Source organism: Pseudomonas sp. 10-1B, from assembly GCF_000935045.1.
Taxonomy (GTDB): domain Bacteria; phylum Pseudomonadota; class Gammaproteobacteria; order Pseudomonadales; family Pseudomonadaceae; genus Aquipseudomonas.
The window spans coordinates 59,002-85,741 of the sequence record NZ_JYKS01000015.1 but is presented as its reverse complement, the minus strand read 5'-3'; the positions used below and the strand labels follow the sequence as shown (position 1 = coordinate 85,741).

General features: G+C 64.5%; 20 protein-coding genes. 11 read left to right on the top strand and 9 right to left on the bottom strand.

Annotated features, from left to right (window positions below; genetic code table 11):
• The first annotated feature begins 287 nt into the window (after positions 1-287).
• On the top strand, positions 288-1,523 hold the full coding sequence (locus tag TZ03_RS10515) for an aromatic ring-hydroxylating oxygenase subunit alpha (RefSeq protein WP_051097537.1): 1,236 nt from the start codon (positions 288-290) through the stop codon (positions 1,521-1,523).
• Between the two features lie 75 nt (positions 1,524-1,598).
• Positions 1,599-2,090, top strand: coding sequence for a GNAT family N-acetyltransferase (locus TZ03_RS10510; RefSeq protein ID WP_051097536.1), 492 nt, complete (start codon positions 1,599-1,601; stop codon positions 2,088-2,090).
• 149 nt (positions 2,091-2,239) lie between these two features.
• Here the strand turns inward: TZ03_RS10510 and TZ03_RS10505 are convergent, their stop codons facing one another.
• Positions 2,240-3,013, bottom strand: a complete 774-nt coding sequence (locus TZ03_RS10505; protein WP_051097535.1) for a LysR family transcriptional regulator — start codon at positions 3,011-3,013, stop codon at positions 2,240-2,242.
• Positions 3,014-3,135: 122 nt separating this feature from the next.
• On the opposite strand from TZ03_RS10505, the gene TZ03_RS10500 reads away from it, so the two are divergent.
• Positions 3,136-3,867, top strand: coding sequence for an SDR family oxidoreductase (locus TZ03_RS10500; protein ID WP_051097534.1), 732 nt, complete (start codon positions 3,136-3,138; stop codon positions 3,865-3,867).
• 224 nt (positions 3,868-4,091) lie between these two features.
• On the opposite strand, the gene TZ03_RS10495 is transcribed toward TZ03_RS10500, so the two are convergent.
• Both TZ03_RS10495 and TZ03_RS10490 read right to left on the bottom strand, forming a co-directional pair.
• The gene (locus TZ03_RS10495; RefSeq protein WP_051097533.1) at positions 4,092-5,450 is read right to left on the bottom strand and encodes an 8-oxoguanine deaminase; all 1,359 of its coding nucleotides are present in this window, start codon (positions 5,448-5,450) and stop codon (positions 4,092-4,094) included.
• 167 nt (positions 5,451-5,617) lie between these two features.
• Entirely contained in the window at positions 5,618-7,000 is a 1,383-nt protein-coding gene (locus tag TZ03_RS10490) for an APC family permease (RefSeq protein ID WP_051097532.1), read from the bottom strand.
• 282 nt (positions 7,001-7,282) lie between these two features.
• Here TZ03_RS10490 and TZ03_RS10485 point away from each other — a divergent pair, with 282 nt between their 5' ends.
• The 4 genes from TZ03_RS10485 to TZ03_RS10470 all read left to right on the top strand — a co-directional run bounded on the left by TZ03_RS10485 (position 7,283) and on the right by TZ03_RS10470 (position 14,424).
• The gene (locus TZ03_RS10485; RefSeq protein ID WP_051097531.1) at positions 7,283-8,125 is read left to right on the top strand and encodes a helix-turn-helix domain-containing protein; all 843 of its coding nucleotides are present in this window, start codon (positions 7,283-7,285) and stop codon (positions 8,123-8,125) included.
• A gap of 42 nt (positions 8,126-8,167) precedes the next feature.
• A complete protein-coding gene (locus TZ03_RS10480) occupies positions 8,168-9,550 on the top strand; it encodes an aspartate aminotransferase family protein (protein ID WP_051097530.1) in 1,383 nt (460 codons plus the stop codon).
• A 186-nt stretch (positions 9,551-9,736) separates the two neighbouring features.
• Entirely contained in the window at positions 9,737-11,230 is a 1,494-nt protein-coding gene (locus TZ03_RS10475; protein WP_051097529.1) for an aldehyde dehydrogenase, read from the top strand.
• A 287-nt stretch (positions 11,231-11,517) separates the two neighbouring features.
• Positions 11,518-14,424, top strand: coding sequence for an HD domain-containing phosphohydrolase (locus tag TZ03_RS10470; RefSeq protein WP_051097528.1), 2,907 nt, complete (start codon positions 11,518-11,520; stop codon positions 14,422-14,424).
• A 289-nt stretch (positions 14,425-14,713) separates the two neighbouring features.
• Here TZ03_RS10470 and TZ03_RS10465 read toward each other — a convergent pair whose 3' ends face one another.
• Positions 14,714-16,426 carry an FAD-dependent oxidoreductase gene (locus TZ03_RS10465; RefSeq protein ID WP_051097527.1) on the bottom strand — a complete coding sequence of 571 codons (1,713 nt, stop codon included), beginning with the start codon at positions 16,424-16,426 and terminating at the stop codon, positions 14,714-14,716.
• Positions 16,427-16,622: 196 nt separating this feature from the next.
• Between TZ03_RS10465 and TZ03_RS10460 the strand changes: the two genes are divergently transcribed.
• From TZ03_RS10460 to TZ03_RS10450, 3 genes are all read left to right on the top strand, one after another.
• Complete coding sequence (locus TZ03_RS10460) at positions 16,623-17,399, top strand: IclR family transcriptional regulator (protein WP_051097526.1); 777 nt, start codon at positions 16,623-16,625, stop codon at positions 17,397-17,399.
• Between the two features lie 140 nt (positions 17,400-17,539).
• Positions 17,540-18,592, top strand: coding sequence for a Gfo/Idh/MocA family protein (locus TZ03_RS10455; RefSeq protein WP_082056597.1), 1,053 nt, complete (start codon positions 17,540-17,542; stop codon positions 18,590-18,592).
• 30 nt (positions 18,593-18,622) lie between these two features.
• On the top strand, positions 18,623-19,438 hold the full coding sequence (locus TZ03_RS10450; RefSeq protein ID WP_051097525.1) for a sugar phosphate isomerase/epimerase family protein: 816 nt from the start codon (positions 18,623-18,625) through the stop codon (positions 19,436-19,438).
• A gap of 316 nt (positions 19,439-19,754) precedes the next feature.
• Here TZ03_RS10450 and TZ03_RS10445 read toward each other — a convergent pair whose 3' ends face one another.
• The 5 genes from TZ03_RS10445 to TZ03_RS10425 form a co-directional block, all read right to left on the bottom strand.
• The gene (locus TZ03_RS10445) at positions 19,755-21,080 is read right to left on the bottom strand and encodes an MFS transporter (RefSeq protein WP_051097524.1); all 1,326 of its coding nucleotides are present in this window, start codon (positions 21,078-21,080) and stop codon (positions 19,755-19,757) included.
• 129 nt (positions 21,081-21,209) lie between these two features.
• Positions 21,210-22,919, bottom strand: coding sequence for an FAD-dependent oxidoreductase (locus TZ03_RS10440; protein ID WP_051097523.1), 1,710 nt, complete (start codon positions 22,917-22,919; stop codon positions 21,210-21,212).
• Positions 22,920-22,960: 41 nt separating this feature from the next.
• Positions 22,961-23,281, bottom strand: coding sequence for an NIPSNAP family protein (locus TZ03_RS10435; RefSeq protein ID WP_051097522.1), 321 nt, complete (start codon positions 23,279-23,281; stop codon positions 22,961-22,963).
• On the bottom strand, positions 23,266-24,999 hold the full coding sequence (locus TZ03_RS10430; protein ID WP_051097521.1) for an FAD-dependent oxidoreductase: 1,734 nt from the start codon (positions 24,997-24,999) through the stop codon (positions 23,266-23,268). The genes TZ03_RS10435 and TZ03_RS10430 overlap by 16 nt, the downstream gene beginning before the upstream one ends.
• Before the next feature lie 4 nt (positions 25,000-25,003).
• Positions 25,004-25,813: a shikimate dehydrogenase family protein gene (locus TZ03_RS10425; RefSeq protein ID WP_051097520.1), complete on the bottom strand. Its 810-nt coding sequence runs from the start codon at positions 25,811-25,813 to the stop codon at positions 25,004-25,006.
• Positions 25,814-25,968: 155 nt separating this feature from the next.
• On the opposite strand from TZ03_RS10425, the gene TZ03_RS10420 reads away from it, so the two are divergent.
• Complete coding sequence (locus TZ03_RS10420; protein WP_051097519.1) at positions 25,969-26,739, top strand: IclR family transcriptional regulator; 771 nt, start codon at positions 25,969-25,971, stop codon at positions 26,737-26,739.
• Position 26,740 lies beyond the last annotated feature (1 nt).

The window sequence follows — 26,740 nt, the reverse complement described above, 5'->3', positions numbered from 1 at the left end:
AGTGGGCGACAAGAATAAAGTCCAACGACATTTTTCCTGTTTTATTGATAACGCAATGTTATCGGTGAAACAGGCGATTTCTCACATAACTCTGAGTTATGCGTAAAGTAATTTAAGTGCTGGTGTGTTTTTTCGGCCCCTGTGTACGATTCAATGAGCATCTCCAAGTTGGCATGGCCAAAGGCGCGGCTTAACTTGCCGGGAAGTTTCAGGTAGTTAGTTAAAAAGAATAATGGTTCGGTCATTGTCATCCGTTGTGGTGAGCAGCGGGTGGCGGGAGAATGATAATGAATAGCAATGAATCCGTCATTGGTCTGATCAAGCAGCGCAAGCCGCGACATGTATTGCCTCGTGAACTGTATCTGGACCCTGAAGTGTACCGTCAGGACCTTGAGCAAATCTGGCACAAGGACTGGATCTTCGCCGGCCATACCTTCGAAATTCCCAAGGCAGGCCAGTATTTTACCCTGCAGATCGGTGATTACCCGGTTGCCGTCGTCCGTGGCAAGGATGGCGAAGTGCGTGCCTTCCACAACGCCTGCCGCCATCGCGGCGCCAAAGTGTGCGAGCATGCCAGTGGCAAAGTGGCCAAGCTGGTTTGCCCGTACCACAAGTGGACGTTCGAGCTGGATGGCAACCTCATCTATGCCGGTAACATGGGTTCGGACTTCGACAAGTCGCAGTACAACCTCAAAGCGGTGCATGTGCAGATCGTCCACAGTTACATCTACGTGTGCGTGGCACAGCAGGCGCCGGATTTCAGCAGCTTCCACGCTGCGGTCAGCCCCTTCATTGCCCCGCACTTGCTGGAAAACTGCAAGGTCGCCTTCGAATCCAACCTGATCGAGAAGGGCAACTGGAAGCTGGTGTTCGAGAACAACCGCGAATGCTACCACTGCGACGGCACCCACCCGGAGCTGCTCAACTCGTTCGTCGAGAACCTGTCGGTGGCCGGGGTGGGCGGTGACGATGACCCGGAACTGCTGGCCCATTGGAGCCGTTGCGAGGCTGCCGGCATGCCCAGCCGCCTAGTCATGGACCCGCTGGGACGCTTCCGCATGACTCGTATCCCGCTCTCGGCCGGCGCCGTAAGTTACACCATGGACGGCAAGCCCGCCGTCAACGGTCGGCTGGACAACAGTGGCGAGGCGGATATCGGCGCACTGCTGTACTTCAACTACCCCTCTACCTGGAACCACTTCCTGGGCGACCACGCGCTGAGCTTCCGCGTGTTGCCGATCGGGCCGGGGGAGACACTGGTGACCACCAAGTGGCTGGTACCGGAAGCGGCGGTGGAAGGGGTCGACTATGACCTCGACCGCCTGACCAAAGTGTGGTTGGCGACCAACGACCAGGATCGCCGGTTGGTGGAGGGCACGCATGCCGGCGTGTCTTCGCCCGCCTATGAACCGGGGCCATTCTCGGAAAATGCCGAGAACGGGGTGTGTCAGTTCGATGACTGGTATTGCGCGACCATGCTCGAGCGGTTGAGCGGGCGTGTGCCGCTGAAATCGGTGGGATGATTGCGAGGCTGCTGCCGCTGCGGCCCGGTACTGATTTAACATGGCGAACGCTTTCGTGTTTCCGAGGAGTCAGTCATGAGTACCGCGCAATTCCGCACCCCCACAGCCGCAGATGCCGAGCGCTGCTACGCCATTGAAATTGGCGCTTATGAAGGGGATGAGGCGGCCACGCTGGAGAAGATTCGCACCCGCATCACGCAGTATCCGCAAGGCTTCCTGGCCCTGGAAAACGCGGGCGAGATCGTCGGTTTCATCAACAGCGGCTGTGCTTACGACGTGGTGATGTCCGACGAGGCGTTCAAGGAACTGGTCGGGCATGATCCGGCGGCACCGAACGTGGTGATCATGTCGGTGGTGGTGGACCCGGCGCATCAGGGCAAAGGCTACGCGAAGCGGTTGATGGAAGAGTTCATCAGGCGCATGAAGGCGTCGGGCAAGCTGAGCATTCACCTGATGTGCAAGGAGCAGCATGTGGCGCTGTACCAGAAGCTGGGTTATCAGTACGTGAAGCCTTCGCCCTCGGAGCATGGCGGCATGGCCTGGCATGAGATGGTCATGGCCCTGTGACCCTTCGACTTATCAGCAGGCCCCGAGACCTGGGGCCGCTGCGCAGCCCATCGCCGGCAAGCCAGCTCCCACAGGTATCGCATTGTTCTTGAGCGCTGCACCGTACCTGTGGGAGCCGGCTTGCCGGCGATGAGGCCGCTGCAGGCAAGTCAATCCTGCAGTGCATCGCGCAGCTGAATTACCCCGTCAAGCGCCAGCGCCTGGGCCGAGTAGCACAGGCCGATGCGCCGGCGCAGGTCCAGCTGTGGCAGCGGCTCGCTGCGTACGCCGCGATGCTCGTCGGCCAGCGATTGCGGCACGATCGCGTTGCCCAGGCCTGCGGCGACCATTTCCAGGGCCAGGGCAAAGGTCTCTGCTTCCGCCGCCAGGCTGGCGCTGTAGAACGGCAGCAGGCGCTGATGGCTGGGTTGCGCAGGGCAGGTAATCCAGTGCGCCCCAGGCGTTGTCTGGACCGCAGTCGCTAACACGAACGGGTCGCTGTGCAGCGGCAGGAACAGCTCATCCTCACAGCGCAGTTCTTCGCTGGCCAGCCGCACCGCACCCATGCAGCCCGTCACCAACTGCAGGCGCACCGGGGGCTGGATCGCTGTCGCTGCCAGCACCACCTTGCTCAACACCGCGCCGCCCACATCCTGCTCCACGCCGATCTGCAAGGGCGCACGTTCACGATCACCCTTGAAGCGGCTCAGCAAGCGGCTGGCGTCGGCGACCATGCGCTGGGCCTCGGGGTACAGCGCGCGAGCATCCTCGGTCACCTCCACCCCGCGAGCCTGGCGCACGAACAGGGTGGTGCCCAGGGCTTCTTCCAGCGCCTTGATGCTGCCGGACAGCGCTGGTTGGCTAAGGTGTATCGAACGCGCGGCGGCGGTGATGTTGCGTTGTTCGAACACGGCGATGAAGGCCCGAAGCTGACGATAATCCATGGAGTACCCATAAGTGATGCTGATGGCTGCGAAAAGAATTTCCCATTTTTCGCCAAAAAAGCAGGCCTCTATACTCGCTCTACTTCCTACTCATAGGCAAATCGGATAACAGGATTATAGCGATGACCCATACCCACAAACCCCTGGTGGTAATCACCGGTGCCAGTTCCGGCATAGGCCTGGCCACTGCCAAGCGCCTGTCTGCACGCGGCCACGCCCTGTTGTTGCTGGCCCGCCGCCTGGAGCCGATGCTTGAACTGCAGTTGCCCAATAGCCTGGCGCTTGCCGTCGATATTACCGACCGCGCCGCAGTGACGGCGGCCGTTGCCCAGGCAGAGGAACGCTTCGGCCCGGTGGATGCGATCATCAACAACGCCGGTGTGATGCTGCTGGGCAGCATTGCCACGCAGGACCCGGACCAGTGGGACCGCATGCTCGACGTCAACGTGCGTGGGCTGCTCAACGGTATTCATGCGGTGGCCAGCGGCATGGTCGCGCGCAAGCATGGCACCATCATCAACGTCAGCTCCGTGGCTGGGCGCAAGGCTTTCCCCAACCATGTGGCCTACGTCGGCACCAAGTTCGCGGTCAGCGGCCTGTCGGAAAACCTGCGTGAAGAGCTGTCGCCAAGCAACGTCCGAGTGATCACCATCGAGCCGGGTGCAGTCGACACCGAGCTGCTCAGCCACACCACCGATGATGCCATCAAGGCCGGCTACAACGACTGGAAGCAGGAAATGGGTGGGGTTCTGAGCGCGGAAACCATCGCCGAGACCATCGACTTCGCCTACGGCCAACCGCAGTCGGTGTGCATCCGTGAAATCGTGGTCTGCGCTACTCGTCAGCAGGCATGACGGGGGCTGCTTTGCAGCCCATCGCCGGCAAGCCAGCTCCCACCTCGACCGCATAGGCCTCAAACCCTATGCAGTACCTGTGGGAGCCGGCTTGCCGGCGATGGGGCCAGTCCAGGCAATACAAGACAGTTGCTCCACCTCGACCGCATAGGCCTCAAGCCCTATGCAGTACCTGTGGGAGCCGGCTTGCCGGCGATGGGCCGCAAGGCGGCCCCAATGGCAGCTTATTCGCCGCTGACCAACTGGCGCGCCAGCTGGTTGTGGCGCTCCAGCACGCGTGGCAGGTCAACGGTGGTCAGCTGGCCGTCCTTCACTACCACACGGCCATTGATCACGCTGGTGTGCACCTGGGTCGGCGTACAGAACACCAGCGCCGCCAGCGGGTCGTGATGGGCGCCGGCATAGGCCACGTGGCCCAGGTCGAAGGCGACGAAGTCGGCGACCATGCCCGGGGCCAGGGCGCCGATATCATTGCGGTTGAGCACCTTGGCGCCGCCCAGGGTGGCGATTTCCAGCGCCTCGCGCGCGGTCATCGCGTCGGGGCCGAAACCCACCCGTTGCAACAGCAGGGCCTGGCGTACTTCACCGATCATGCTGGCGCCGTCGTTGGATGCCGAACCATCGACACCCAGGCCCACCGCTACCCCATGGTCGCGCATCTTGCGCACCGGGGCGATGCCCGAGGCCAGGCGCATGTTCGAGCAGGGGCAGTGGGCGACACCGGTGCCGGTGCGAGCGAACAGCTCGATGCCATGCTGGTCGAGCTGCACACAATGGGCGTGCCACACATCGTGGCCGACCCAGCCGAGGTCTTCGGCGTACTCGGCGGGGGTCATGCCGAACTTCTCGCGGCTGTAGGCGATGTCGTTGACGTTCTCGGCCAGGTGGGTGTGTAGCGACACCCCGTACTGGCGCGCCAGCACTGCGGCTTCGCGCATCAGGTCGCGGCTGACCGAGAACGGCGAGCACGGCGCCACCACCACGCGGCGCATCGAGCCATGGCCGGCGTCGTGGTAGTCCTCGATCAGGCGCTGGGATTCCTTGAGGATGTCGGCTTCCTTTTCCACCACCGAATCAGGCGGCAGGCCACCCTGGCTGCGGCCCACGCTCATGCTGCCGCGCGCGGCGTGGAAGCGCATGCCGATTTCGTCGGCGGCATGGATGCTGTCGTCGAGTTTGCAGCCGTTAGGGTAGATGTACAGGTGGTCGCTGGAGGTGGTGCAGCCGGACAGGATCAGCTCGGCCATGGCGGTCTGGGTCGACACCGCGATCATCTCGGGGGTCAGGCGCGCCCAGATCGGGTACAGGTTGGTCAGCCAGTTGAACAGCTCGCCGTCCTGGGCTGCCGGCACCACGCGGGTGAGGCTCTGGTACATGTGATGGTGGGTGTTGACCAGGCCTGGGATGACCACTTTGCCGGTCATGTCCAGGATCACGTCGGCATGCTGCGGCAGGGTATCGCTGGGGCCGACCTGCCTGATCAGGTTGTCTTCGATGAACAGGCCGCCGTTGTTGATCTCACGGCGCTCGCCGTCCATGGTCACCAGGAGTTCGGCGTTTTTTACCAGTAAAGTCTTGGGCATAGCATGTGCCTGCGCAATACGCAGCGGCGAGTGCCGATGTCGTAGGCGCTGCACAATGTAACCAGAGTTGATCTTGATTGTATACAGGTGTTGGGGCTGCACAGCAGCCCCGCTCCCACAAAGATTTGCACAAGCTTGCACAGTTTCTGAACAAGGCGACGCCTGGGTTACTCAGCCATCTGCAAGTCCGGCAGCTTCACCCGGAACGCCCGGGTCAGCCCCAGCAGCACCACCAGGCCCATGCCCATCCAGCACAGGCCGATGGTGAACGACAGGCTGGTCAGGCTGCTCCACAGCCACAGCGTGCTGAGGAAGCCCAGCCCGGGAATGGCGCCGTACAGCACAATGTTACGGCCACCACGCAGCTTCTGGTCGACCAGGTAGTGCTTGACCACCGCCAGGTTCACCGCCGAGAAGGCGAACAGCGCGCCAAAGCTGATCATGTTGGCGACGGTGTCGAGGGTGATCACCAGGGCGATCAGCGACAGCAGGCTGACCACCAGGATGGCGGTGGCCGGCACGCGTTTTTTCGTCACCAGCTGGCCGAACGCCCGCGGCAAGGCACCGTCACGGCCCATGGCGAACAGCACCCGCGATACGCTGGCCTGGGACACCATGGCCGAGGCGAAGCAACCGGCCACGTAGGTGGCGGTGAAGGCAGTCACCAGCAGCTCGCCGCCGACCCGGCGCATCACGTCCACCGAGGCCGAATCGGGGTCGGCGAAGCTGCCCCAGTCGGGGAACACCATCTGCGCGCAGTACGACACCACCAGGAACAGCAAGCCACCGATCAGCGACACGGCCAGGATCGCCATTGGAATGCGATAAGTGGGGTTGGTGGTTTCCTCGGCCATGGTCGACACCGCATCGAAGCCCAGGAACGACAAGCACAGCACGGCAGCGCCGGTCATGATCAATGGCACGCTGAAGCCTTCGTGGTGGAAAGGTGCCAGCAGCGACACCGGCTGCACCTGCCCGTTGAGCTTGAGGACGGACAAGCCGACGAAGACAACGATGAATACCAGTTGCGCCACCACCAGGATCCAGTTGACCCGGGTGATCGACTCGATGCCGATCAGGTTGAGGAAGGTGACCAAGGCAATGGAGCCGGCCACCCACACCCAGGCATGGATGGCCGGGAAGTATTCCGACATGTAGATGCCGATCAGCAGGTAGCTGAGCAGTGGCAGGAAGATGTAGTCGAGCAGCAGCGTCCAGCCGGTGATGAAGCCGATGTGGCTGCCGAAGGCCTTGCGCGTGTAGGTGTAGACCGAACCGGAGTAAGGGTGGGCCTGGACCATGCGGCCGTAGCTGTAGGCGGTCAGCAGCATGGCGGCGAGGGTCAGCAGGTAGGCGGTGGGCAGGTGCCCTTTGGTCATCTGGGTGACCAGCCCGTAGGTGGTGAATACCGCCAGCGGCACCATGTAGGCCAGGCCGAACAGCACCAGGGCGGTCAGCCCCATGGACTTGCGGAAGCGACCGGTGGTAGCGCCGGGGTGCGATGGGGCATGCGGGGCGGGCGTATGGGCTGTACTTGTTGTTGTATGCATTGCTAACTCCTGGAAAGGGATGCAGGACGCCGCGGTATGCGAGCGGGCTCGATACCGGTGGGGTTTGTGCAAGGAGGCCGAGCGGTTGGCTCGCAGCGGTGGGGCGTGACGATGCTCCCATACCCTGCAGGCACCCGGAATCACCCTTTGGGGTGAGCCGGGCAGGGGGCGCAGGTGCTCACCCCAAAGGGTGATTTCGGCCCGCGTGGCGTCATGGGAGTATCTGGTCTAACAACGCACCGCACTGGCAGCGGTGCCCTTTCTTGATACGGCAGGCCCACAGTGACTAATCAATTGCTTTCAGAACAGTGGTTCGAGCACCTGGCCAAGGTCACCGAAGCGATCGGCCGGCCGGGCTTTGCCGCCAACCTGTTTGCCGCGCTTGGCGTGATCCGGCCAATCCAGGCGACCACGGTGTACCTCTACCCACACGACGGCATGCCCTGCGCGTTGTTCGAGCAGGACGACAAGGCCCCCTGGCAGCCCGAGGGCAACGTCAGCCGCTATCTGTCCGGCTTCTACCTGCTCGACCCGTTCTACGGTGCTTGCGTGGAACAGGTCGAGTCCGGTTGCTACGGCCTGTTCGAGGTGGCGCCCGACCATTTCGAGGTGAGTGAGTACTACCAATCGTTCTACCGGCATTCGCACTTGGAGGATGAGCTCAACTACATCCTGCAGGTGGCGCCTGGGCAGAGCCTGGCGGTGTCGCTGGCCTTCACCGACAAGCTGGATGGGCAAAGCCGCGAGCTGTTCGGGCGCATCACGCCCTGGGTACTGGCAGTGCTCGCCAGGCACTTCGCCGGGCTTGATAGCCGCGCCGGGCGCTTCGAGAACATCCTCGAACAGCGCATCCACGCGGCCCTCAACAACTTCGGCAGCTCGCTGCTGACCGAGCGCGAGTGCCGCATCGCCCAGCTGATCCTGCGCGGCCACTCGACCAAGTCGCTGGCCGAGCGCCTGGGGGTGTCGGAAGACACCATCAAGTCACACCGCAAGAACGTCTACGCCAAGCTCGACATCGGCACCCAGTCGGAGCTGTTCTCCCTGTTCATCGACGCGCTGGCCAATGCCCAGGGCGTGCTGGGCAAGGACCCGCTGGAAAGCTACATGGGCAAGCTGCGCTGAGCGCAAGCCACCCTGCAACCCCACCGAAAAGGAAAACCAACAATGAATGCGCCTTTTGCCCCGCAACGCCAGACCCGTGACTACCAGGCAGCCGATGCCGCACACCACATCCATGCCTTCCTCGACCAGAAGGCGCTGAACGCCGAAGGGCCGCGGGTGATCGTCGGTGGCGAGCGCCTGCACCTGTGGGACAGCGAGGGCAAGCGCTACCTGGACGGCATGTCTGGCCTGTGGTGCACCCAGCTAGGCTATGGCCGCCGCGACCTGACCGCCGCCGCCGCCACGCAGATGGACCAGCTGGCCTACTACAACATGTTCTTCCACACCACCCACCCGGCGGTGATCGAACTGTCCGAGCTGCTGTTCAGCCTGCTGCCCGGGCACTACAGCCACGCGATCTACACCAACTCCGGCTCCGAGGCCAACGAGGTGCTGATCCGCACCGTGCGCCGCTACTGGCAGGTGGTCGGCCAACCGAACAAGAAGATCATGATCGGCCGCTGGAACGGCTACCACGGCTCGACCCTGGCGGCCACGGCGCTGGGCGGCATGAAGTTCATGCACGAGATGGGCGGGTTGATCCCGGATGTGGCGCACATCGACGAGCCGTACTGGTACGCCGAGGGCGGCGACCTGACCCCGGCCGAGTTCGGCCGCCGCTGCGCCTTGCAACTGGAGGAAAAGATCCTTGAACTGGGCGCCGAGAACGTTGCCGGCTTCATTGCCGAACCGTTCCAGGGCGCGGGCGGTATGATCTTCCCGCCGGAAAGCTACTGGCCGGAAATCCAGCGTATCTGCCGCCAGTACGACGTGCTGCTGTGCGCCGATGAAGTGATCGGTGGCTTTGGCCGGACCGGCGAATGGTTCGCCCATGAGTACTTCGGTTTCGAGCCCGACACCCTGTCGATCGCCAAGGGCCTGACCAGCGGTTACGTGCCCATGGGCGGCCTGGTGCTGAGCAAGCGCATTGCCGAGGCCTTGGTCGAGCGTGGCGGGGTATTCGCCCACGGCCTGACCTATTCCGGCCACCCGGTGGCGGCGGCGGTGGCCATCGCCAACCTGAAGGCGTTGCGCGACGAAGGCATCGTGCGCCAGGTGAAGGACGACACCGGGCCGTACCTGCAGCGCATCCTGCGCGAGGTGTTCGCCGACCACCCATTGATTGGTCAGGTACAGGGCGCCGGACTGGTGGCGGCGTTGCAGTTCGCCGAGCACAAGCCGACCCGCAAACGCTTCGCCAACGAGAACGACCTGGCCTGGCAATGCCGCACCTTTGGTTTCGAGGAAGGGGTGATCATTCGTTCGACCCTGGGGCGGATGATCATGGCGCCGGCGCTGATCGCCAATCACAGCGAGCTGGATGAGCTGGTGGAGAAGACCCGGATTGCCGTGGACCGCACGGCGCGCCTGGTCGGCAAGCTCTAAGCCCCATCGCTGGGCCCCTGTGGGAGCGGGCACGCCCGCGAACACCGGCGAAGCCGGTGCCATCCACCGTGTCGCCTGTTTCGCGGGCACGCCCGCTCCCACAGAGGGAGTGCGGCGAGCTTGCGGGCTGTGTGGTACCTGCTACTTCCGCATTAAAGACTGCTAAGGCAGTCATCAGGAGTACAAATGTACACCCTCGAATTCTGGCAACAACGCGCCGCGGACCTGTACCTGCCGGCCAACGCGCTGATCGACGGCAAACCCGTCAACGCACAGGGCGGCGCCACTTTCGCTGCCATCAACCCCGCCACCAACAAGGTATTGGCGCAGGTCACCGCCTGCGGCCAGGCCGAGGTCGACCTGGCCGTCGCCAGCGCCCGTCGGGCCTTCGAGCAAGGCCCGTGGCCGTGCATGGCCCCGGCCGAGCGCAAGAAAGTGCTGCTGCGCCTGGCCGAGCTGATCATGGCCCATCGTGAAGAACTGGCCCTGCTGGACTCGCTGAACATGGGCAAGCCGGTGATGGACGCCTACAACATCGACGTGCCGGGTTCGGCGCATGTGTTCGCCTGGTACGGCGAGGCGCTGGACAAACTGTACGACCAGGTGGCACCCACCGCGCCCAACGCGCTCGCCACCATTACCCGGGAAGCGCTTGGCGTGGTCGCCGCCGTGGTGCCGTGGAACTTCCCGCTCGACATGGCTGCCTGGAAGCTCGCCCCCGCGCTGGCCGCCGGCAACAGCGTGGTGCTCAAGCCCGCCGAGCAATCACCGTTCTCAGCCTTGCGCCTGGCCCGGCTGGCGCTGGAGGCCGGTTTGCCGGAAGGCGTGTTGAACGTGGTGCCGGGCCTGGGCGAGCAGGCCGGGCAGGCGCTGGGCCTGCACCCGGATGTGGACTGCCTGGTGTTCACCGGCTCCACCCAGGTGGGCAAGTACTTCATGCAGTACTCGGCGCAGTCCAACCTCAAGCAGGTGTGGCTGGAGTGTGGCGGCAAGAGCCCTAACCTGGTATTCGAGAACTGCCAGGACCTGGACCTCGCTGCGGAAAAAGCGGCATTCGGCATCTTCTTCAACCAGGGCGAAGTGTGTTCGGCCAACTCGCGGCTGTATGTGCAGCGCTCCATCCACGATGAGTTCATCGAGCGCCTGCAGGCCAAAGCCCGCCACTGGTTGCCTGGCAACCCGCTGGACCCGGCGAGCCGTGCTGGTGCCATCGTCGATGCCGAACAGGCCGGCCGCATCGAGGCAGCCATTACCCGTGCCGGGCAGGAAGGGGCAGGGCTGGTGTGCGGTGGTCGGCGTTTGACTATCGATGGTTCCGACAACTACATCGAGCCGACCATTTTCGCCGGTGTCGATGGCCGGATGAGCCTGGCCCGTGAGGAGGTGTTCGGGCCGGTGCTGGCGGTCAGCGCCTTCGACACCGAAGAGCAGGCGATACGCTTGGCCAACGACAGTATCTATGGCCTGGCGGCCTCGGTGTGGAGCGATGACTTCAACCAGGTGCACCGGGTGGCGCGGGCGCTGAAGGCCGGTACCGTGTCGGTGAACACGGTCGATGCGCTGGATGTGACGGTGCCGTTCGGCGGTGGCAAGCAGTCCGGGTTTGGCCGCGACCTGTCGCTGCATTCGTTCGACAAATATTCGCAGCTCAAGACCACCTGGTACCAGTTGCGTGCCTGACCCAGACCTTGCCTTGCTGCACTGGCCCATCCCCGGCAAGCCGGCCCCCCACGGGAACAGTGCAGACCTCAAGCTTTGCGCGGTCCCTGTGGGAGCTGGCTTGTCGTGGCGACGAACCGCGGCGATGGGCTGCAAAGCAGCCCCAATGGCTGCCACTAAGGCTTAACTGACCGGCATTAGCCCCAACCTCTGGTTAATTTTTCCACTAACCCGGCAAATCGCTCTCCCGCCCTCTACACTGCTGCGGATATCAGCCAAGGCAATGTGCCACACATGGAGTACCTGGGATGGGCTGCGTGTCGACGGGTCGTGCTTCTGGCAACGCCAGACGGGGTATTTCACTGCAATGGCTGGTGGCGCTGGCCATCATGCTGGGCATGTTGCTGCTCGGTACCGCCCTGGCCTGGCAAGGCTATCGCGGCCTTCGCCAGACTTTGGTGGCCGCTGCGGGGGATGCCGCCCAGCAAGTCGGCAAGACCATCGACGAGCGCGCCCGGCGCCTGATCGACCCGGCGCAAAGCAGCATCCGCCTGCTGGCCCACAACCCGACCGCGGACACTCTGGCACAGCGCCTGGAAAGGCTGCCGCAACTGGTCGAGACGCTGGACGCCAACCGCATGCTCAGCGCCGCCTACATGGGCTACGCCAATGGTGAGTTCCTGCTGGTGCGCCGGCTACGTGAGCCGCAGTTGCTGCAGCGCTTCGCCGCACCGCCGGGCACTGTGTTCCTGGTCCAGAGCGTCAGCCGTGGCGAGGGCGGCGTGGTGCAGGGCCAGTGGCGTTTCTACGACCGGGCGCTGAACCTGTTGCAGACCCAAGCCAAACCCGAATACCGCTACGATCCACGCACGCGTCCGTGGTTCGTTGAGGCCAGCGCACAGCCCACCACCGTGCTCACCCGCCCCTATGTGTTCTTCACCACCCGCGAGACCGGCATGACCATGGCGCAGCGCAGCGTCGACGGTGGGGCGGTGATCGGCATGGACGTCTCGGTCAACGACCTGGCCAGCGAGACCCAGGGCCTGCGCATGACCCCTGGCACCGAGATCGCCGTGGTCGACGACCAGGGCAGCGTGGTGGCTTACCCGGACCTGCAACGGGTGATCGTGCATGAAGGGCAGGGCGTGCGCCTGTCACGTATCGGCGAGTTGGGCATTGCCAGCCTGCAGCACCTGTATGCTGACCTGCCGCAAGGCACCCAGCCGCAGCCTTATCAGGTGGACGGCCAGACCTGGTTTGGCATGCGCGTGCAACTCACCACCCTGGCCGGGCAGGGCCTGCAAGTGCTGATTGCCGTGCCGGCCCATGAGTTGTTGGCTGGGGCGCGCAAAGTGCTGATCGAGCAGTTGCTCTGGACCGCGGCACTGATGGCCGTGCTGCTGGTGCTCGGCGGTGTGCTTGGCCGGCGTATCGGCCGCCCGTTGCGGCACTTGGCCGAACAGGTGCAAGGCCTGGCTGGTTTTGATTTCAGCCGTGAGGTGGGGGTGCGCTCACGGGTGTCCGAAGTACGTGAGCTGAGTCACGTGTTGAGCCGTATGTCCGGCACCATCCGCAGCTTCCAGGCGATTACCCTCACACTCAGCCGCGAGCGCGACCTGGAGCGCATGCTCGATGGCGTGCTGACCCACCTGGTAGAAGCCGCCGGGGGCAACGCCGGTGTGGTGTACCTGTTCGATGCCGAGCACGCTCTGCTGCGCCTGGCCGCCTCCTGTCGTGGCGAGCAATACCCAGGCGAGTTGGCCGTGGATGAAGATGCCCAGCACAACTTGGCTGCTACGGTGACCCAAACCCTCGGCTTGCACGAGCACAGCCTGGCCGTGGTACTGAATGACCGTAGCCAGGCGCTGCTGGGCATCCTGGTCCTGCAACTGGACGACGAGCACGCGCGCGAGCAAGTGGGCCAGGCGTTTCGGCGTTTTGTCGACGAGCTGTCCGGTGTTGCCGCCGTGGCCATCGAGACGCGCCAGATGGCTGAAGCCCAGCAACGCCTGTTGGATGCCATGATCAAGCTGCTGGCCGACGCCATCGATGCCAAGAGCCCCTATACTGGCGGCCACTGCGAGCGGGTGCCACAGCTGGCGCAGATGCTGCTGGACCAGGTGGTGGCTGCCGACAGCGGCCCGTATGCCAGCTTCAGCATGAGCGAAGCCGAGCGCTACGAATTCCGCGTGGCGGCCTGGCTGCACGATTGTGGCAAGGTCACCAGCCCCGAGTACGTGGTGGACAAGGCGACCAAGCTGGAAACCCTGTACAACCGCATTCACGAAGTGCGCATGCGCTTCGAAGTGCTGTGGCGCGATGCCGAGCTGGCATACTGGCAAGGCCTGGCCGGTGGTGCCGACCCGCAGGCACTGCAAGCCGCCCTGGCGCGCAGCCAGGCCCGCCTGCAGGATGATTTCGCCTTCGTCGCCCAGGCCAATATCGGCGGTGAGTCCATGCAGGATGCAGACATCGAGCGCTTGCAGCAGATCGCCCAGCGGCGCTGGCAGCGCCACTTCGACGACCGCCTGGGCATCTCCCGTGATGAGGCGGAACGCTTTGCCGGCCTGCCGCAGCCAGCATTGCCGGTGGCCGAGCCACTGCTGGCCGACCGCCCTGAGCATCGCGTGCCCTGGGGAGCACGCAAGCCGCCGGTAGCCAAGGACGACCCGCGCAACCGCTGGGGTTTCGACATGCGCCTGCCGGCCTATGCCAGCAACTACGGTGAGCTGTACAACCTGTCGATCCGGCGTGGCACGTTGAATGACGAAGAACGCTTCAAGATCAACGAACACATCGTGCAGACCATCATCATGCTCAGTTCGCTGCCGTTCCCGCGCCAGCTCAGGCAGGTACCGGCCATTGCCGGCAACCACCACGAGAAGATGGACGGCAGCGGTTACCCGCGGCGGCTGGGCGAGCAGGACCTGGGCATCGCCGAACGGGTGATGGCGATTGCCGACATCTTCGAGGCGCTCACGGCGGCCGACCGCCCGTACAAACCGCCGAAGACCTTGTCCGAATCGATAAAGATCCTGGTGTTCATGGCCCGCGACGGACATATCGACGGGCAATTGCTGCAACTGTTCTTGAGCAGTGGGGTGTACCGCCAGTATGCCGAACGCTTCCTGCGCGTCGAGCAGATCGACGAAGTGGATGTGGCGTATTGGCTGGCGCAGATACCGGGGCAGTGCGCAGGCGCGCCTGCTATCTGAGCCGCGCACAAATATCGAGGCCTGTGCAGTACCTGTGGGAGCGGCCTTGCGTCGCGAAAGGGCCGCAACGCGGCCCCAGGATTTCAGCGACATGGCTCGAGTCTTGGGGGCTGCTTTGCAGCCCTTTCGCGACGCAAGGCCGCTCCCACAAAGGCCGCTCCCACAGGCGCTGAAGATGCCGTGGCGAGCACCTGGCAACCCTGATGCCATTGCCAGAAACCATAGAATCTCCCACAGGGGATGCGATATCCAAGGCAAATCAGGGCAAGACCGCTACGAACCGTTCACCTCATTCATACCCCTGCACCCCGGCAATATGCCGCCCGGCCACGTAGCCAAAGGTCAGCGCCGGGCCCAGGTTGATGCCACCCGACGGGTACCAGCCACCAAACACGCTGGCCATGTCGGTACCTGCCGCATATAGGCCAGGTATCGGCTGCCCGGCCTCATCCAGCACCCGGGCGCTGCCGTCGGTGCGCAGCCCGGCAAAGGTACCGAAGCAGCCGGGCTGCACTTTCACCGCATAGAACGGCCCGTGCTCGATGGGTGCCACGCAGGGGTTGGGCCCGGGGTGCTGAGGGTCGCCTTGCTTGCGGTTGAACGGCGTGGAGCCGCGGCCGAATGCCGGGTCCTGGCCATTGCGGGCGTGCCTGTTGAAGTCGCTGACCGTGGCGCGCAACCCGGCGGGGTCGATACCGCAGGCCTGGGCCAGTTGCTCGAGCGTGGCGCCGCGCTTGAGGTAGCCGCTGCGCACGTGCGGCCACACCGGCAGCGGTGCCGGCCGGGCGTGGCCCAGGCCATAACGGCGCAGAAACCGATGGTCGCAGACCAACCATGAGCAGACCTCTTCGTCCTGCAGCACCGCCGCGACCATGGCCGACACATAGTCGTAATAGCCATGCGCTTCGTTGACGAAACGTTTGCCGTTGGCAAGCACACCGATGATGCCGGGCTTGCCACGCTCGATGATGTGCGGGAAATGGCCAACGTTGCCATCACGATGCGGCACTTGCGAAACTGGCGCCCAGGCCACCGGCGACTTCAGGTCGGTGGCGACCACGCCGCCGGCCGACTCGCCCAGGCGCAGCCCGTCCCCTGAACAGCCCATAGGCGGCAGGGCCAGGTTGTCATGGCCGCTGGCATCACGCGGGAACAGCTGCCGGCGCCGGGCGTTGTCGTTGGGGAAGCCGCCTGCCGCAAGCACCACGGCCTTGGCCCGGATCAGTTGCTCGCCCTGCGATGTTGCCACCAAGGCCCCGCGCACTTGGCCATCTTCGACCAGCAGGCGTTTGGCTGGCGCCGATTCCTGCAGGCGCACGTTCAGGTCCTGGGCCGACTTGGCCAGGCGTGCCACCAGCGCCACGCCGTTGACCAGGTGCATCGCCCGGCCATACCGGGCCAGGTGGTACAAGTGGCGGCCAAAGCGTTTGCACACGTGCAGCAACGCCTTGGGCGAACGGGTCATGTTGAGGAAGGCGGCAAGGTCGGCACCGGCCATGATCGGCATGCCCATGAACGAGGTTTCGCGCAGGGTCTTGCGCAGGCGTGGCAACAGCGCGCCGACCTGGCGGGCGTCGTAGGGCGCGGCGATCACCTGGTGCCCACCCTGGGCCGCGCCTGGTGTGTCGCCATGCATGTCCGGGATGCCGTTGCCTTCGGCAAATTGCAGCGCCGTATGCTTTTCGAAAAAGGCGACCATGTGCGGGCAAGCTTCGAGGAAGGCGTCGACGCGCTCGGCGTTGTAATACGTGCCCAGTTCATTGCGCAGGTAGGTACGTGGCTGCTCGATGTCTTCCTCGATGCCGGCCCGCTGTGCCAACGGGTTGCGCGGCACCCAGGCCCAGCCGCCGGACCAGGCGGTGGCGCCGCCGAACACCGGCTCCTTCTCGATCACGATCACCTTCTGCCCATGCCAGGCGGCTGTCACGGCCGCTGCCAGCCCGGCGGCACCAGAACCTATGACCAGTACATCGCATTCGGTTTCGAAGGGAGCGGAAGGCATCGCGTTGATTCCTGTGTTGTTATTGGAACAATGTTCCACATTCTTATTGGTGGCTGATCGGGCCGCAAGGGCAGGGCGGTCATGCCAGGTAAGTAATGGGCGATAACCGGACAATTCATATGGCCCAGGCTGCGCTGGCTATCGGTGATGTGGAATCATCTTCTAGAATTCGCAAAAAATTTCAGGGACCTGTGTCATGGCTGGTAGTCAGATCGAACGCGCCTTCAGTCTTGTAGAAAGCCTTACCGGTGAACCGCAGGGGTTGCCGTTGCAAACCCTGGCCGAGCGCCTGGATATCCCCAAAAGCGCCGCCCACCGCATGCTCGCCGAACTGATGCGGCTGGGCTATGTACGGCAGAACCGCGACAACAGCCGCTATCAGCTGTCGGCCAAGCTGGTGGCACTGGGCTTTCGCTACCTGTCCAGCAGCGGTGCCGATATCATCCAGCCGATTCTCGACCGCCTGGCCCAGGACAGCGGCGAACTGGTGCGCCTTGGCGTGATCGACGGCGCCCGCCAGACCTGGATCGCCAAATCCCAGGGCGCCCGCTCGGGGCTGCGCTACGACCCGGACATGGGCCGCGACGCGCCGCTGTTCTATACCGCCTCCGGGCATGCCTGGCTGGCCAGCCTGGACGACGAACAGGCGCTGCAGATGGTGCTGCGCCAGGGTATTGCCGACCCGGCGCAGTTCGGCCCGAACGCGCCACATTCCACCGACGAGCTGCTCGCCTACCTGCACCGTGCCCGCGAGCGCGGCTATGCCTGGGTCGAGGAAACCTCGGCAATCGGTACCTCGGCCCTGGCTGCGGTGGTGCGGCGCCCGCAAAGCGACGAGGTGATTGGCGTGCTGAGCATAGCCGGGCCCAGCGCCCGCCTGGCGCAAACCCGCCTGGCCGAGCTGGCACCGCTCTTGTTGACGGCCGCGCAGGAGCTGTCGGCAGCCAGCCGGGCAAGCGAGCTGTTCGCCTGAGGGCGCATTTCCGGTCGATTACCGCACAGTCTGTTCCGCCAGTTCTTCTGAAAAGCTGAACTTGGTTCTAAATTGTCGAGTGTTGATTGTGGAACCATGTTTCAGAATCTGCACGACAACAATGACAAGAGGACAGGCTGTTGAACGCACCCCTTCGTATTGCCTTGATCGGCGCCGGCATCATGGGCCGCCAGCATTACCAGCACTTGCGCAATGTAGCGCAAGCCCAGTTATGCGCCGTAGCCGACCCGGGCCCACAGGCCGAGGCCTTCGCCGCCGAATGCGGCGTGCCCTGTTTTGCCGACCACCGGCGCATGCTGGAAAGCGTGCGGCCCGAGGCGGTGATCGTCGCCAACCCGAACAACCTGCATGTCGCCACCGCCCTGGACTGCGTCGAGGCCGGCGTGCCGGTGCTGGTCGAGAAGCCAGTGGGCGTGCATCTGGATGAAGTCCGCGCGCTGGTAGAGGCATCGCGCCGCCGCGGTGTACCGGTGCTGGTCGGCCATCATCGCCGGCACAACCCGCTGATCGCCAAGGCCCACCAAGTGATTGCCGAGGGCAAGCTGGGCCGGTTGATCAACGTCACCGCGCTGTGGCAGTTGCAAAAGCCCGACAGCTACTTCGAAACGCCCTGGCGTCGCGAGCCGGGGGCCGGTTTCTTGCTGACCAACCTGATCCATGACCTCGACCTGTTGCGCCACCTGTGCGGCGAGGTGGTACAGGTGCAGGCGTTCACCCGCAACGATGTGCGCGGTTTCGCCAACGAAGACAGCGCCGCGGTGTTGCTGCAGTTCGCCAATGGCGCATTGGGCAGCCTGACCGGTTCTGACGCGGTGGCCGCGCCGTGGAGCTGGGAGCTGGACTCCGGCGAAAGTCCAATATACCCGCGCCAGGACGGCCAGCCGTGCTACCTGCTGGCCGGTACCCAGGGGGCACTGAGTATTCCGCAGCTCAAGCGCTGGCACTACGCCGAGGCCGGGTCGGGCTGGCATACGCCGCTGTTGCAGAGCGAGGAAAGCATCCCCGCTGGCGAGGCCTTGACCTTGCAGTTGCAGCACTTCGTGCGGGTTGCCCGTGGTGAGCAGGCGCCGCTGATCGATGCTGCCGACGGTGGCCGCACCCTGGCACTGATCGAAGCGATCCGCCAGGCCGCCGAAAGTGGCCGGGCCTGTGCGCCCGAGCATATTGCCTAACGCAACCTTTACTTTTTCTGGTGACGATTGATGACCGATCGAATTTTCTCTCTGGCGGCCCTGACGGTGCTCGAACTGTCTCCGCCGGACATGGTCGAGGCAGCCGCCCGCGCCGGTTACAGCCATGTTGGCCTGCGCCTGGTGCCGGCCACCGAGCAGGAGCAACACTTCCCGTTGATGGCCGATGCCGACCTGCGCCGGCAAACCCAGGCGCGCCTGCGCGACACCGGTATCAAGGTGCTCGACCTGGAGATCCTGCGCCTGAAGCCGGAAACCTGCGTGGCGGATTTCGAGCCGATCCTGGCGGTGGGTGCCGAGTTGGGCGGCACCGAGCTGCTAGTGGCTGGCAACGACCCGGATGAAGCTCGCTTGACCGAACGCTTTGCCGCGTTGTGCGAGCTGGCGGCGGGGTACGGCATTCATCCGCATCTGGAGTTCATGCCGTGGACCGATGTGCCTGACCTGCGCCAGGCCATGCGGGTGGTGGCCAATGCCGACCGTGGCAACGGCTGCGTACTGGTCGATGCTTTCCACTTCAACCGCTCTGGCTCTTCGCTGGACGACCTGGCACAGCTGGCGCCGCAGCGTATGCGTTACGCCCAGTTGTGCGATGTGGCTGGGCCGGTGCCGACCGACATGGACGAGATTCTGCGCCAGGCACGTAATGAGCGACGCTTCCCGGGCGAGGGCGATGCCGACCTGGTCGGCCTGCTGCGTGCTTTGCCGCCGAGCGTGCCGTTGAGCCTGGAAATCCCCACGCGGCAATTGCTGGAACAGGGTATCAGTGGCGAACAGCGCGCACGTATGGCGCTGGAGAAGGCCAAGTTGGTGCTGGGCAAGATCTAATAGGGCCATGCACCGTCGTTGCGTGGGCAACTGTCTTGCTCAAATCTAAACTGTTTGCGCGGTCCATGTGGGAGCGGGCGTGCCCGCGAAATAGGCGGCGCGGTGAATGGCACCGGCTTTGCCGGTGTTCGCTGGCATGCCTTAATGCCAGTCAGTTAAGCCTTATTGGCAACCATTGGGCTGCTTTGCAGCCCATCGCTGGCAAGCCAGCTCCCACAGGGATCGCGCAAAGCTTGAGGTCTGCACTGTTCCTGTGGGAGCCCGGCTTGCCGGCGATGGGCCGCAAAGCGGCCCGTAGAGGTAAGTTGCTGCGCGCCTACGCGCTCTCGACCTTGCGCGGTGCCATGAAGTACATCCACGCCAAGGCCAGGAAGTACATGGTCGGGATCATGGTGAACAGCACGGCATAGTTGTTGTTGGTAGCGGTCAGCACGCTGCCGACGATCTGCGTCATGAACATCCCGCCAACCGCCGCACACATGCTGCCGAAGCCGAACACCGTGCTCACCAGGTGCTTGGGCGTGTAGTCCATCACCAGGCTCCAGATGTTCGCCGTCCACGCCTGGTGCGCACCCACCGCCAGCGAGATGGCCAATACCGCAACCCACAAGCCGCTGGCGTTGGCGGCAAAGGTGACGCTGACCATGGTGCAGGCGAAGATCAGCATCGACACCAGCCGGGCCGTGGTGGCGCGCACGCCGCGGCCGATCAGCCAGGAGGACAGGATGCCGCCGCCGATGCTGCCGAAATCCGCAGTCAGCCAGATGATGATCAGCGGGATGCCCATCTGGGTAACGTTGATACCCAGGCTGTATTGCTGGTTGAGAAACGGCGGCAGCCAGTACAGGTAGAACCAGAACACCGGCGCGGTAATCGCATAGGCCACCGCGAAGGCCCAAGTGCCACGCAAGCGCAGGATACGGCTGAACGGCACGCGGGTCGGCTCGGGCTCGTCATCCTGCTGGATGTACTGCACCTCGCTCTGGCGCACGCTGGGGTGCTCTTCAGGGTTGTAGTACTTCAGCAACCACAGCACCACCCACACCAGGCCCAGGCTGCCCATGGCGATGAACGCGGCCTGCCAGCCCCACACGGCCAGGACCAGCGGCAGCAGGGCTGGCGTGACCATGGCGCCGACGTTGGTGCCGGCGTTGAACAGGCCAGTGGCAATGGCCCGCTCGCCGGCCGGGAACCACAGGCGCACGGTCTTCACGCAGGCCGGATAGTTGGCCGCTTCGGTCAGGCCGAGAATGAAGCGGCAGACCATGAAGCCCGCGGCCGAGGTGGCCAGGCCATGGGCGCCGGTGGCCAGGCTCCACAGCAGCACGGCGAAGAAGAAGGCGCGTTTTACCCCGACCTTGTCGATCAGCCGGCCTTGCAGCAGGAAGCCGATCGCGTAGCCGACCTGGAACCAGAAGTTGATGTTGGCGTAGTCCATTGCCGTCCAGCTCATTTCCTTGGCCAGGACGGGTTGCATGATGCCGAGCGCGGCGCGGTCGATGTAGTTCAGGGTGGTGGCGAAGAACACCAGGGCGAGCATGCCCCAGCGAGTCTTGCCGACGGCGAAGGCGCCACGAAGCTTGTCGCCGATCGAACCCTGGGGCATCCGGGGGGCGGCGGGGGTGATCTTGGAATGGTTCATAAACTGCTCGTTTCTTGAAATTGTATTCAGCTGCGCTGCTACGGGTACGTGACCGGCTCCCAGGCAGGGGGCACGCAAGGCCGGTGCATGGTGAGCAGTGAAGGCGGCAGCGTCAATTCAAGGGAGGGGCTATTGTTCGGTTACCGAACAATAGCGCGCCAGCGCTTGGCAGCTACTCAACGCCCTGCCAGCCAAATAACCAAAGGTCATCCCCGGCCCCAGCGTAATACCGCCACTCGGGTAGTGCCCGCCCATCACGCTGTGCATGTCGTTGCCCACCGCGAACAGCCCAGGGACCGGCTGCCCCGCGCTGTCCAGCACCCGCGCCGATGCGTCCGTACACAGGCCAGCGAAGGTACCCAGGCTGCCCGGCAATAGTTTCACTGCGTGGAACGGCCCACGCTGTAGCGGCCGCAGCGACGGGTTGGGGGCCTGCAACGGTTCGCCCTGGGCCCGGTTGTAGGTCGACACCCCGCGCTGGAAGGCCGGGTCTTCACCTTGGGCCGCGTACTGGTTGAAGCCATCGACCGTGCGCTGCAACTGCGCGGCGTCGATTCCGCAGCGCTGCGCCAGTTGCGCCAGGCTGTTGCCGCTGTGCAAGTAGCCACAGCGTTGATAGAGGCGGGTAGGGAAGGGAAAGGGCTTGGCCCAACCGATGCCATAGCGACGTTGCGCGGCATGGTCGCAAATCAGCCAGGCTTCAGGCGGTTCACCTTGCGGCGTGGCGGCGAATAGCGCGTTCATGAAGTCATGGTAGCAATCGGCCTCGTTGACGAAGCGTCGGCCATCGCGACGTACCGCGATGAAGCCGGGTTTGGCGCGGTCGATCAGGTGCGGAAAATGGCCGAAACTGCCATCGGCGCGCGGCACCCGCGATACCGGTGCCCAGGCACCACCATGGGCCGCAGCCGTGGACACCAGGCCACCGGCCTGTTCGCCCAGGCGCAGGCCGTCACCGCTGTTTTCCCGGGGCGCGGCGGAGTAGTGCTGGTTGCCGTCCGGTGCATGCGGTATCAGTTGCGCAATGCGCTGGCGGTCATGCGCAAAGCCACCGCAGGCCAGCACCACACCGCGACGTGCGTGGATCACCTGGCCATCGGCAAACAGCGCGCCGCTGACCCGCCCTTCGCCCAGCAGGCGGCTGGCCGGCTTGTCGGTCAGCAGCGTCACGCCAAGGTCGAGGGCGCTGCGTAGCAGGCGTGCCACCAGGGCGTTGCCATTGACCAATTGCAGGCCGCGACGGTGTAGCAGCAGGTCGCGCCCATGCCGCAGCAGGCGCTTGCCAACATGCAGCGCCGCCTTTGGCGAGCGCGTGGCGTTGAAAAAGGCGGCCATGTCGGCGCCGCCAGCGATGCCCATGCCGGCCAGGCTGACGATGTCCAGCGGTGGGCGCAGTTTGTGCAGCCAATGCCCGAGCAGGCGCCCGTCGAACGGTTGCGCACACAGCGAACGACCGCCGCGTGCGCTGCCTTCGCCTTCGCGCATGTCGGGCATGCGGCTGCCGGACTGGAACTGCACGGCGGTGTGCTGCTGGAAGAACGCCACCATCTCCGGGCCATAGCGCAGGAAGGCGCGCTGGCGTGGGTCCAATTCGCTGCAGTGGGTTTGCGCGCGCAGGTAGCGCTCCGGGGCATCGTCGGCTTCGACGATGCCTTCGGCGATGGCCAGCGGGTTGCGCGGTATCCACAGCCAGCCCCCCGACCAGGCACTGGTGCCGCCCAGCTGGCTGGCTTTTTCCGCGACGATCACGTGCAGGCCGTGATGCGCGGCGGTAACGGCGGCAGCCAGGCCCGAGGCGCCGGAGCCGATGACGAGTACGTCACATTCGAGGGGTTGCATGGAGGGGATCCGCTCAGGCAGTGGAAGAGGTGGTGTGCGACTTATTGCAGCGGGGAAAAACCAGTGGGCCGCAGCAGCCGCGATTGCAGGCGCAGCACCGCCCCCAACTCGCGGTTGCGCCGTGAGAACTCCGCCCAGCGTGGGTCCGCCGCCATGGCGGCGCGACGTGCCATACGCTCGTCGAGGCTGGCGTAGCCCCAGATGTGCACCACCTGGTTGGCCTCGCCGAACTCGCTGGTGAAAAAGCCGACCAGGTTGCCCAGGTGTTCGCTTTGCACCTCCAGTGCGTGGCTTTGGTACAGGGCTAGCCAGTCGGCCATTTTCAGTGGGTCGAGGGTGTAGGTTCTCAGTTCGTAGTACATGCTGGGGTCTCCATGTGGGGGGCCGGCGCCTGCAGGCGCGCGGTGATGTGGTTGGCAGCGAGCCAGCCGAAGGTGAGGGCAGGGCCCAGGGTGATACCGGGGCCGGGGTAGGTGCCTTTCATCAGTGAGTTCATGTCGTTGCCGACCGCGTACAGCCCGGCAATCGGCTGGCCGCTACGGTTCAGCACGTTGGCATCGGCGTTGGTCACCAGGCCGTAGGCCGAACCAAGGTCGCCGGTGTGGATGCGGATGGCGTAGAACGGCCCGCTGGTCAGTGGCGCCAGGCACGGGTTGGGCGTGTGCTGGGGGTCGCCCATGTAGCGGTTGTAGCTGTTGCCGCCTTTGCCGAACGCGCGGTCGATGCCATTGCGGGCATCGGCATTGAATTGCTCAAGGGTTTGCGCAAACACTTGCGGGTCGACGCCGATGGCCCGGGCCAGGGCTTGTGGTGTAGCTGCCCGATACAGATAACCGGCGTCGATCAACGCCTGGTTGTTGACCGGCTTTGGCCGCGCCAGGCCAAGCCCGTAGCGGTTCATCGCCTCGGCATCGCAGACCAGCCAGCAGCTGGCGATGCCATTGGCGAACATGGTCTGCACGAAGTGGTGGTAGGAGTCGGACTCGTTGACGAAGCGCCGCCCGCTCGGGGCCAGCGCAATCACCCCCGGTTTGGCGCGGTCGGTGACCAGGTGCGGGAAGCGCTCATGCTTACCGTCGGCATGGCGTAGTTCGGATACCGGCGCCCAGAAGAAGTTGGCCGCCAGGCCTTCGCCCTCGGCTGCCGACACCGCCTGGCCAAGGCGCAGGGCAGCACCGTCGTTGGCTGCTGGTGACATGCTCAGGTGCGGCACGTCCTGCGCCGGGCGGAAGCCGGCAGCCAGGGCACCTGCTGCGAACCCGCCCATTGCGCATACCACGCCGCCACGGGCCAATATCCGCTCACGGCGGCCTTCACGCTGTACCACCACGCCGGTGACCACGCCGCGCTCGACGATCAGCTCCACGGCTTCGCTGCGCAACCACAGCTGTGTACCGTGGGCGAAGGCGCTGCTGGCCAGGCGCGCGATCAATGCATTGCCGGTGGTAAGCCGGGTGCCACGCGGGTGCCGCAGGCGGTCCCGTGCGTAGCGCGCCATCAGTTTCAGGCAATGCCACAGCGACCGGGGCGATTGGCGAATGCTGAGAAAATGCTGGATATCCACGCGGTTGACCATCATGCCGCCGAACAGCAGCATGCCGGGCGGTGGCATCTGCAGGTCCTTGAAACGCGGGCCAAGCTGCTTGCCGTCGTATTCGAGCATTTCCAGTGCCCGGCCAAATTGGGTGGCGCCGGGCGCGTCCGGGTAGTAGTCCGGCGAGTGCGGGCGCAGGGCATAGCGCAGTTCGGTGTTCTGCTCCAGCCAGCGCAGGGCCTGGTGACCATGCTCGATGAAGGCGTCTACCAGGGCGGGGTCGTAGCCGTCGCCGATGACATGCTTGAGGTAGGTGCGCATGGCCTCGGGGGAGTCCTTGGCGCCGGCGGCGCGGGCCTGGTCGGTGCCGTACAGCCACACCGCACCGCCGGAAATCGCCGAGGTGCCGCCAAAGTGCGCGGCCTTCTCCACCACCAGTACCTTCAGCCCTTGGCAAGCGGCCGTGGCAGCGGCGGCAAAGCCACCGGCACCGCTGCCAAGTACCACCAGGTCAAAGCTGTGCTGTGTGTGTTCGACAGTCGCCATGGTCTCAGATCTCCAGCGGCGTGACGCCCATGAAGGCGCCAAGGTGGCCGAGTTGGGCGAAGGCCATTTCCGGGCCGGTCTGGATCGCGCAGCCGACCTGCCGCGCCCGGTTCAACAGCGGAGTGATTTCCGGCGAAGTGACCACGTCGGCGACCAGGGTGTCGGGCTGCAAGGTGGCCAACAGGGCAGCGGACAGTGGCAGTTCTGCGCTGGTACCCATGCCGACCGGGGAGGCGTTGGCCACCAGGTCGAAGTCTTCCAGCCCATTGAATTGTGTGTTGATCTCCAGCCCGGCAAAGGCATTGCCGAGCAGTTCGCCCACAGCGCCCATGCGCGCTGTGCTGGGGTCGCTGAGGGTAATGCTGGCGATACCGGCTTCGCCCAGCGCATAGGCGATAGCACTGCCGACACCACCGCAACCGATTACCAGTGCTCGCTTGCCCGCCGGTTCGAAGCCATGCTTGCGTGCAGCGCCGAGGAAGCCGGCGCCGTCTACATTGTCGCCCAGCAAGCGCCCGTCGCGCTGGCGGCGAATCACGTTGACCGAGCCCAGGGCCGCGGCGCGCTCGCTGAGGCTGTCCAGGCGCTGGGCCAGGGCCTGCTTGTACGGCACGGTGACCACGCAACCGCGCAGGTTCTGCCAGCCGCGCAGGGCGCCGGCAAAGCTGTCCAGCGCTGCCTCATTCAGGTCGATGGGCAGCATGGCGAGATTGCAGTTATTGTTGGCGAACCAGGTGTTGAAGTTTTCCGGGGATTTCACCTGGGCGATGGGCGAACCGACGATGGCGACCAGTTCAGTGGAACCACGAATCATGCTGACCTCCTTATTGGCGTTGTTATGGAGGCAAGGGTGAGGCAGAGGGGCGTGGGCAACAATGCGCTGATCGGCCGTTTAGTGCGATAATCGCAGCAATGTTCCGGTTATCGCATTAATCGGTGGTTTTTTCTCCCAGGTTGTGAGCCGAATGCATGAACACACCCGCCATCCATCCCCGTGACTTGATCGCCGGTTTGCAGAAAGGCCTGGCGCTGATGCAGCTGTTCAGCGCCGAGCAGCCGCGTCTGAGCGTGCCGCAGGCAGCCAGGCTGTCTGGCCTTACCCCCAGTGCCGCGCGGCGCTTTCTGCTGACCTTGGTGCACGAAGGATTTGCCGAGACGGACAACCGCGAGTACTGGCTGACGCCCAAGGCTTTGCGCCTCGGTCAGGCGTATGTCGACTCGGCGCAACTGCCGCGCATGCTGCGTCCGATCGTCGAGCAGGTGGCTCGGCAGACCCAGGAGCACGTATCGGTGGGCACTCGAGATGGTGACGAGATCATCCACCTGGTGCGCAGCCGCTATAGCCATGTGGCTTCGTTGTCGATCAGGCCGGGCTCGCGGGTGCCGATGTATTGCACGGCTGGTGGGCGGGTCTGGTTGGCCTGGCTGGATGAGCTGAAGCGGGATGAGTACTTTGCGCGCAATCCGCTGCGTGCGTTGACGCCTTATACGCAGACTGACCGGGCCCAGTTGGAGGCGCAGTTGCAGCGGGTGAAGGAGCAGGGGTTTTGTATTGTTGATCAGGAATATGAAATCGGCATGCGGGTGCTGGGTGTGCCGTTGCTGGATCGTGCCGGGCGGTTGAAGGCGACGCTGACCATCACCACCCATGCTTCGCGGTTGAGCGTTGATGAAATTCGCTTGCGCTATTTGCCGGCACTGTATGAGGCGCAGGTGCTGTTGCGGCCGGTGTTGGATTGAA

What these genes read in the sequence shown, in the direction of transcription:
- TZ03_RS10445 (WP_051097524.1), bottom strand. Translation starts at nt 21,080, where the DNA reads ATGAACCATTCCAAGATCACCCCCGCCGCCCCCCGGATGCCCCAGGGT.
- TZ03_RS10475 (WP_051097529.1), top strand. Translation starts at nt 9,737, where the DNA reads ATGTACACCCTCGAATTCTGGCAACAACGCGCCGCGGACCTGTACCTG.
- TZ03_RS10465 (WP_051097527.1), bottom strand. Translation starts at nt 16,426, where the DNA reads ATGCCTTCCGCTCCCTTCGAAACCGAATGCGATGTACTGGTCATAGGT.
- TZ03_RS10460 (WP_051097526.1), top strand. Translation starts at nt 16,623, where the DNA reads ATGGCTGGTAGTCAGATCGAACGCGCCTTCAGTCTTGTAGAAAGCCTT.
- TZ03_RS10490 (WP_051097532.1), bottom strand. Translation starts at nt 7,000, where the DNA reads ATGCATACAACAACAAGTACAGCCCATACGCCCGCCCCGCATGCCCCA.
- TZ03_RS10425 (WP_051097520.1), bottom strand. Translation starts at nt 25,813, where the DNA reads ATGATTCGTGGTTCCACTGAACTGGTCGCCATCGTCGGTTCGCCCATC.
- TZ03_RS10420 (WP_051097519.1), top strand. Translation starts at nt 25,969, where the DNA reads ATGAACACACCCGCCATCCATCCCCGTGACTTGATCGCCGGTTTGCAG.
- TZ03_RS10480 (WP_051097530.1), top strand. Translation starts at nt 8,168, where the DNA reads ATGAATGCGCCTTTTGCCCCGCAACGCCAGACCCGTGACTACCAGGCA.
- TZ03_RS10470 (WP_051097528.1), top strand. Translation starts at nt 11,518, where the DNA reads ATGGGCTGCGTGTCGACGGGTCGTGCTTCTGGCAACGCCAGACGGGGT.
- TZ03_RS10515 (WP_051097537.1), top strand. Translation starts at nt 288, where the DNA reads ATGAATAGCAATGAATCCGTCATTGGTCTGATCAAGCAGCGCAAGCCG.
- TZ03_RS10435 (WP_051097522.1), bottom strand. Translation starts at nt 23,281, where the DNA reads ATGTACTACGAACTGAGAACCTACACCCTCGACCCACTGAAAATGGCC.
- TZ03_RS10440 (WP_051097523.1), bottom strand. Translation starts at nt 22,919, where the DNA reads ATGCAACCCCTCGAATGTGACGTACTCGTCATCGGCTCCGGCGCCTCG.
- TZ03_RS10505 (WP_051097535.1), bottom strand. Translation starts at nt 3,013, where the DNA reads ATGGATTATCGTCAGCTTCGGGCCTTCATCGCCGTGTTCGAACAACGC.
- TZ03_RS10450 (WP_051097525.1), top strand. Translation starts at nt 18,623, where the DNA reads ATGACCGATCGAATTTTCTCTCTGGCGGCCCTGACGGTGCTCGAACTG.
- TZ03_RS10430 (WP_051097521.1), bottom strand. Translation starts at nt 24,999, where the DNA reads ATGGCGACTGTCGAACACACACAGCACAGCTTTGACCTGGTGGTACTT.
- TZ03_RS10500 (WP_051097534.1), top strand. Translation starts at nt 3,136, where the DNA reads ATGACCCATACCCACAAACCCCTGGTGGTAATCACCGGTGCCAGTTCC.
- TZ03_RS10495 (WP_051097533.1), bottom strand. Translation starts at nt 5,450, where the DNA reads ATGCCCAAGACTTTACTGGTAAAAAACGCCGAACTCCTGGTGACCATG.
- TZ03_RS10510 (WP_051097536.1), top strand. Translation starts at nt 1,599, where the DNA reads ATGAGTACCGCGCAATTCCGCACCCCCACAGCCGCAGATGCCGAGCGC.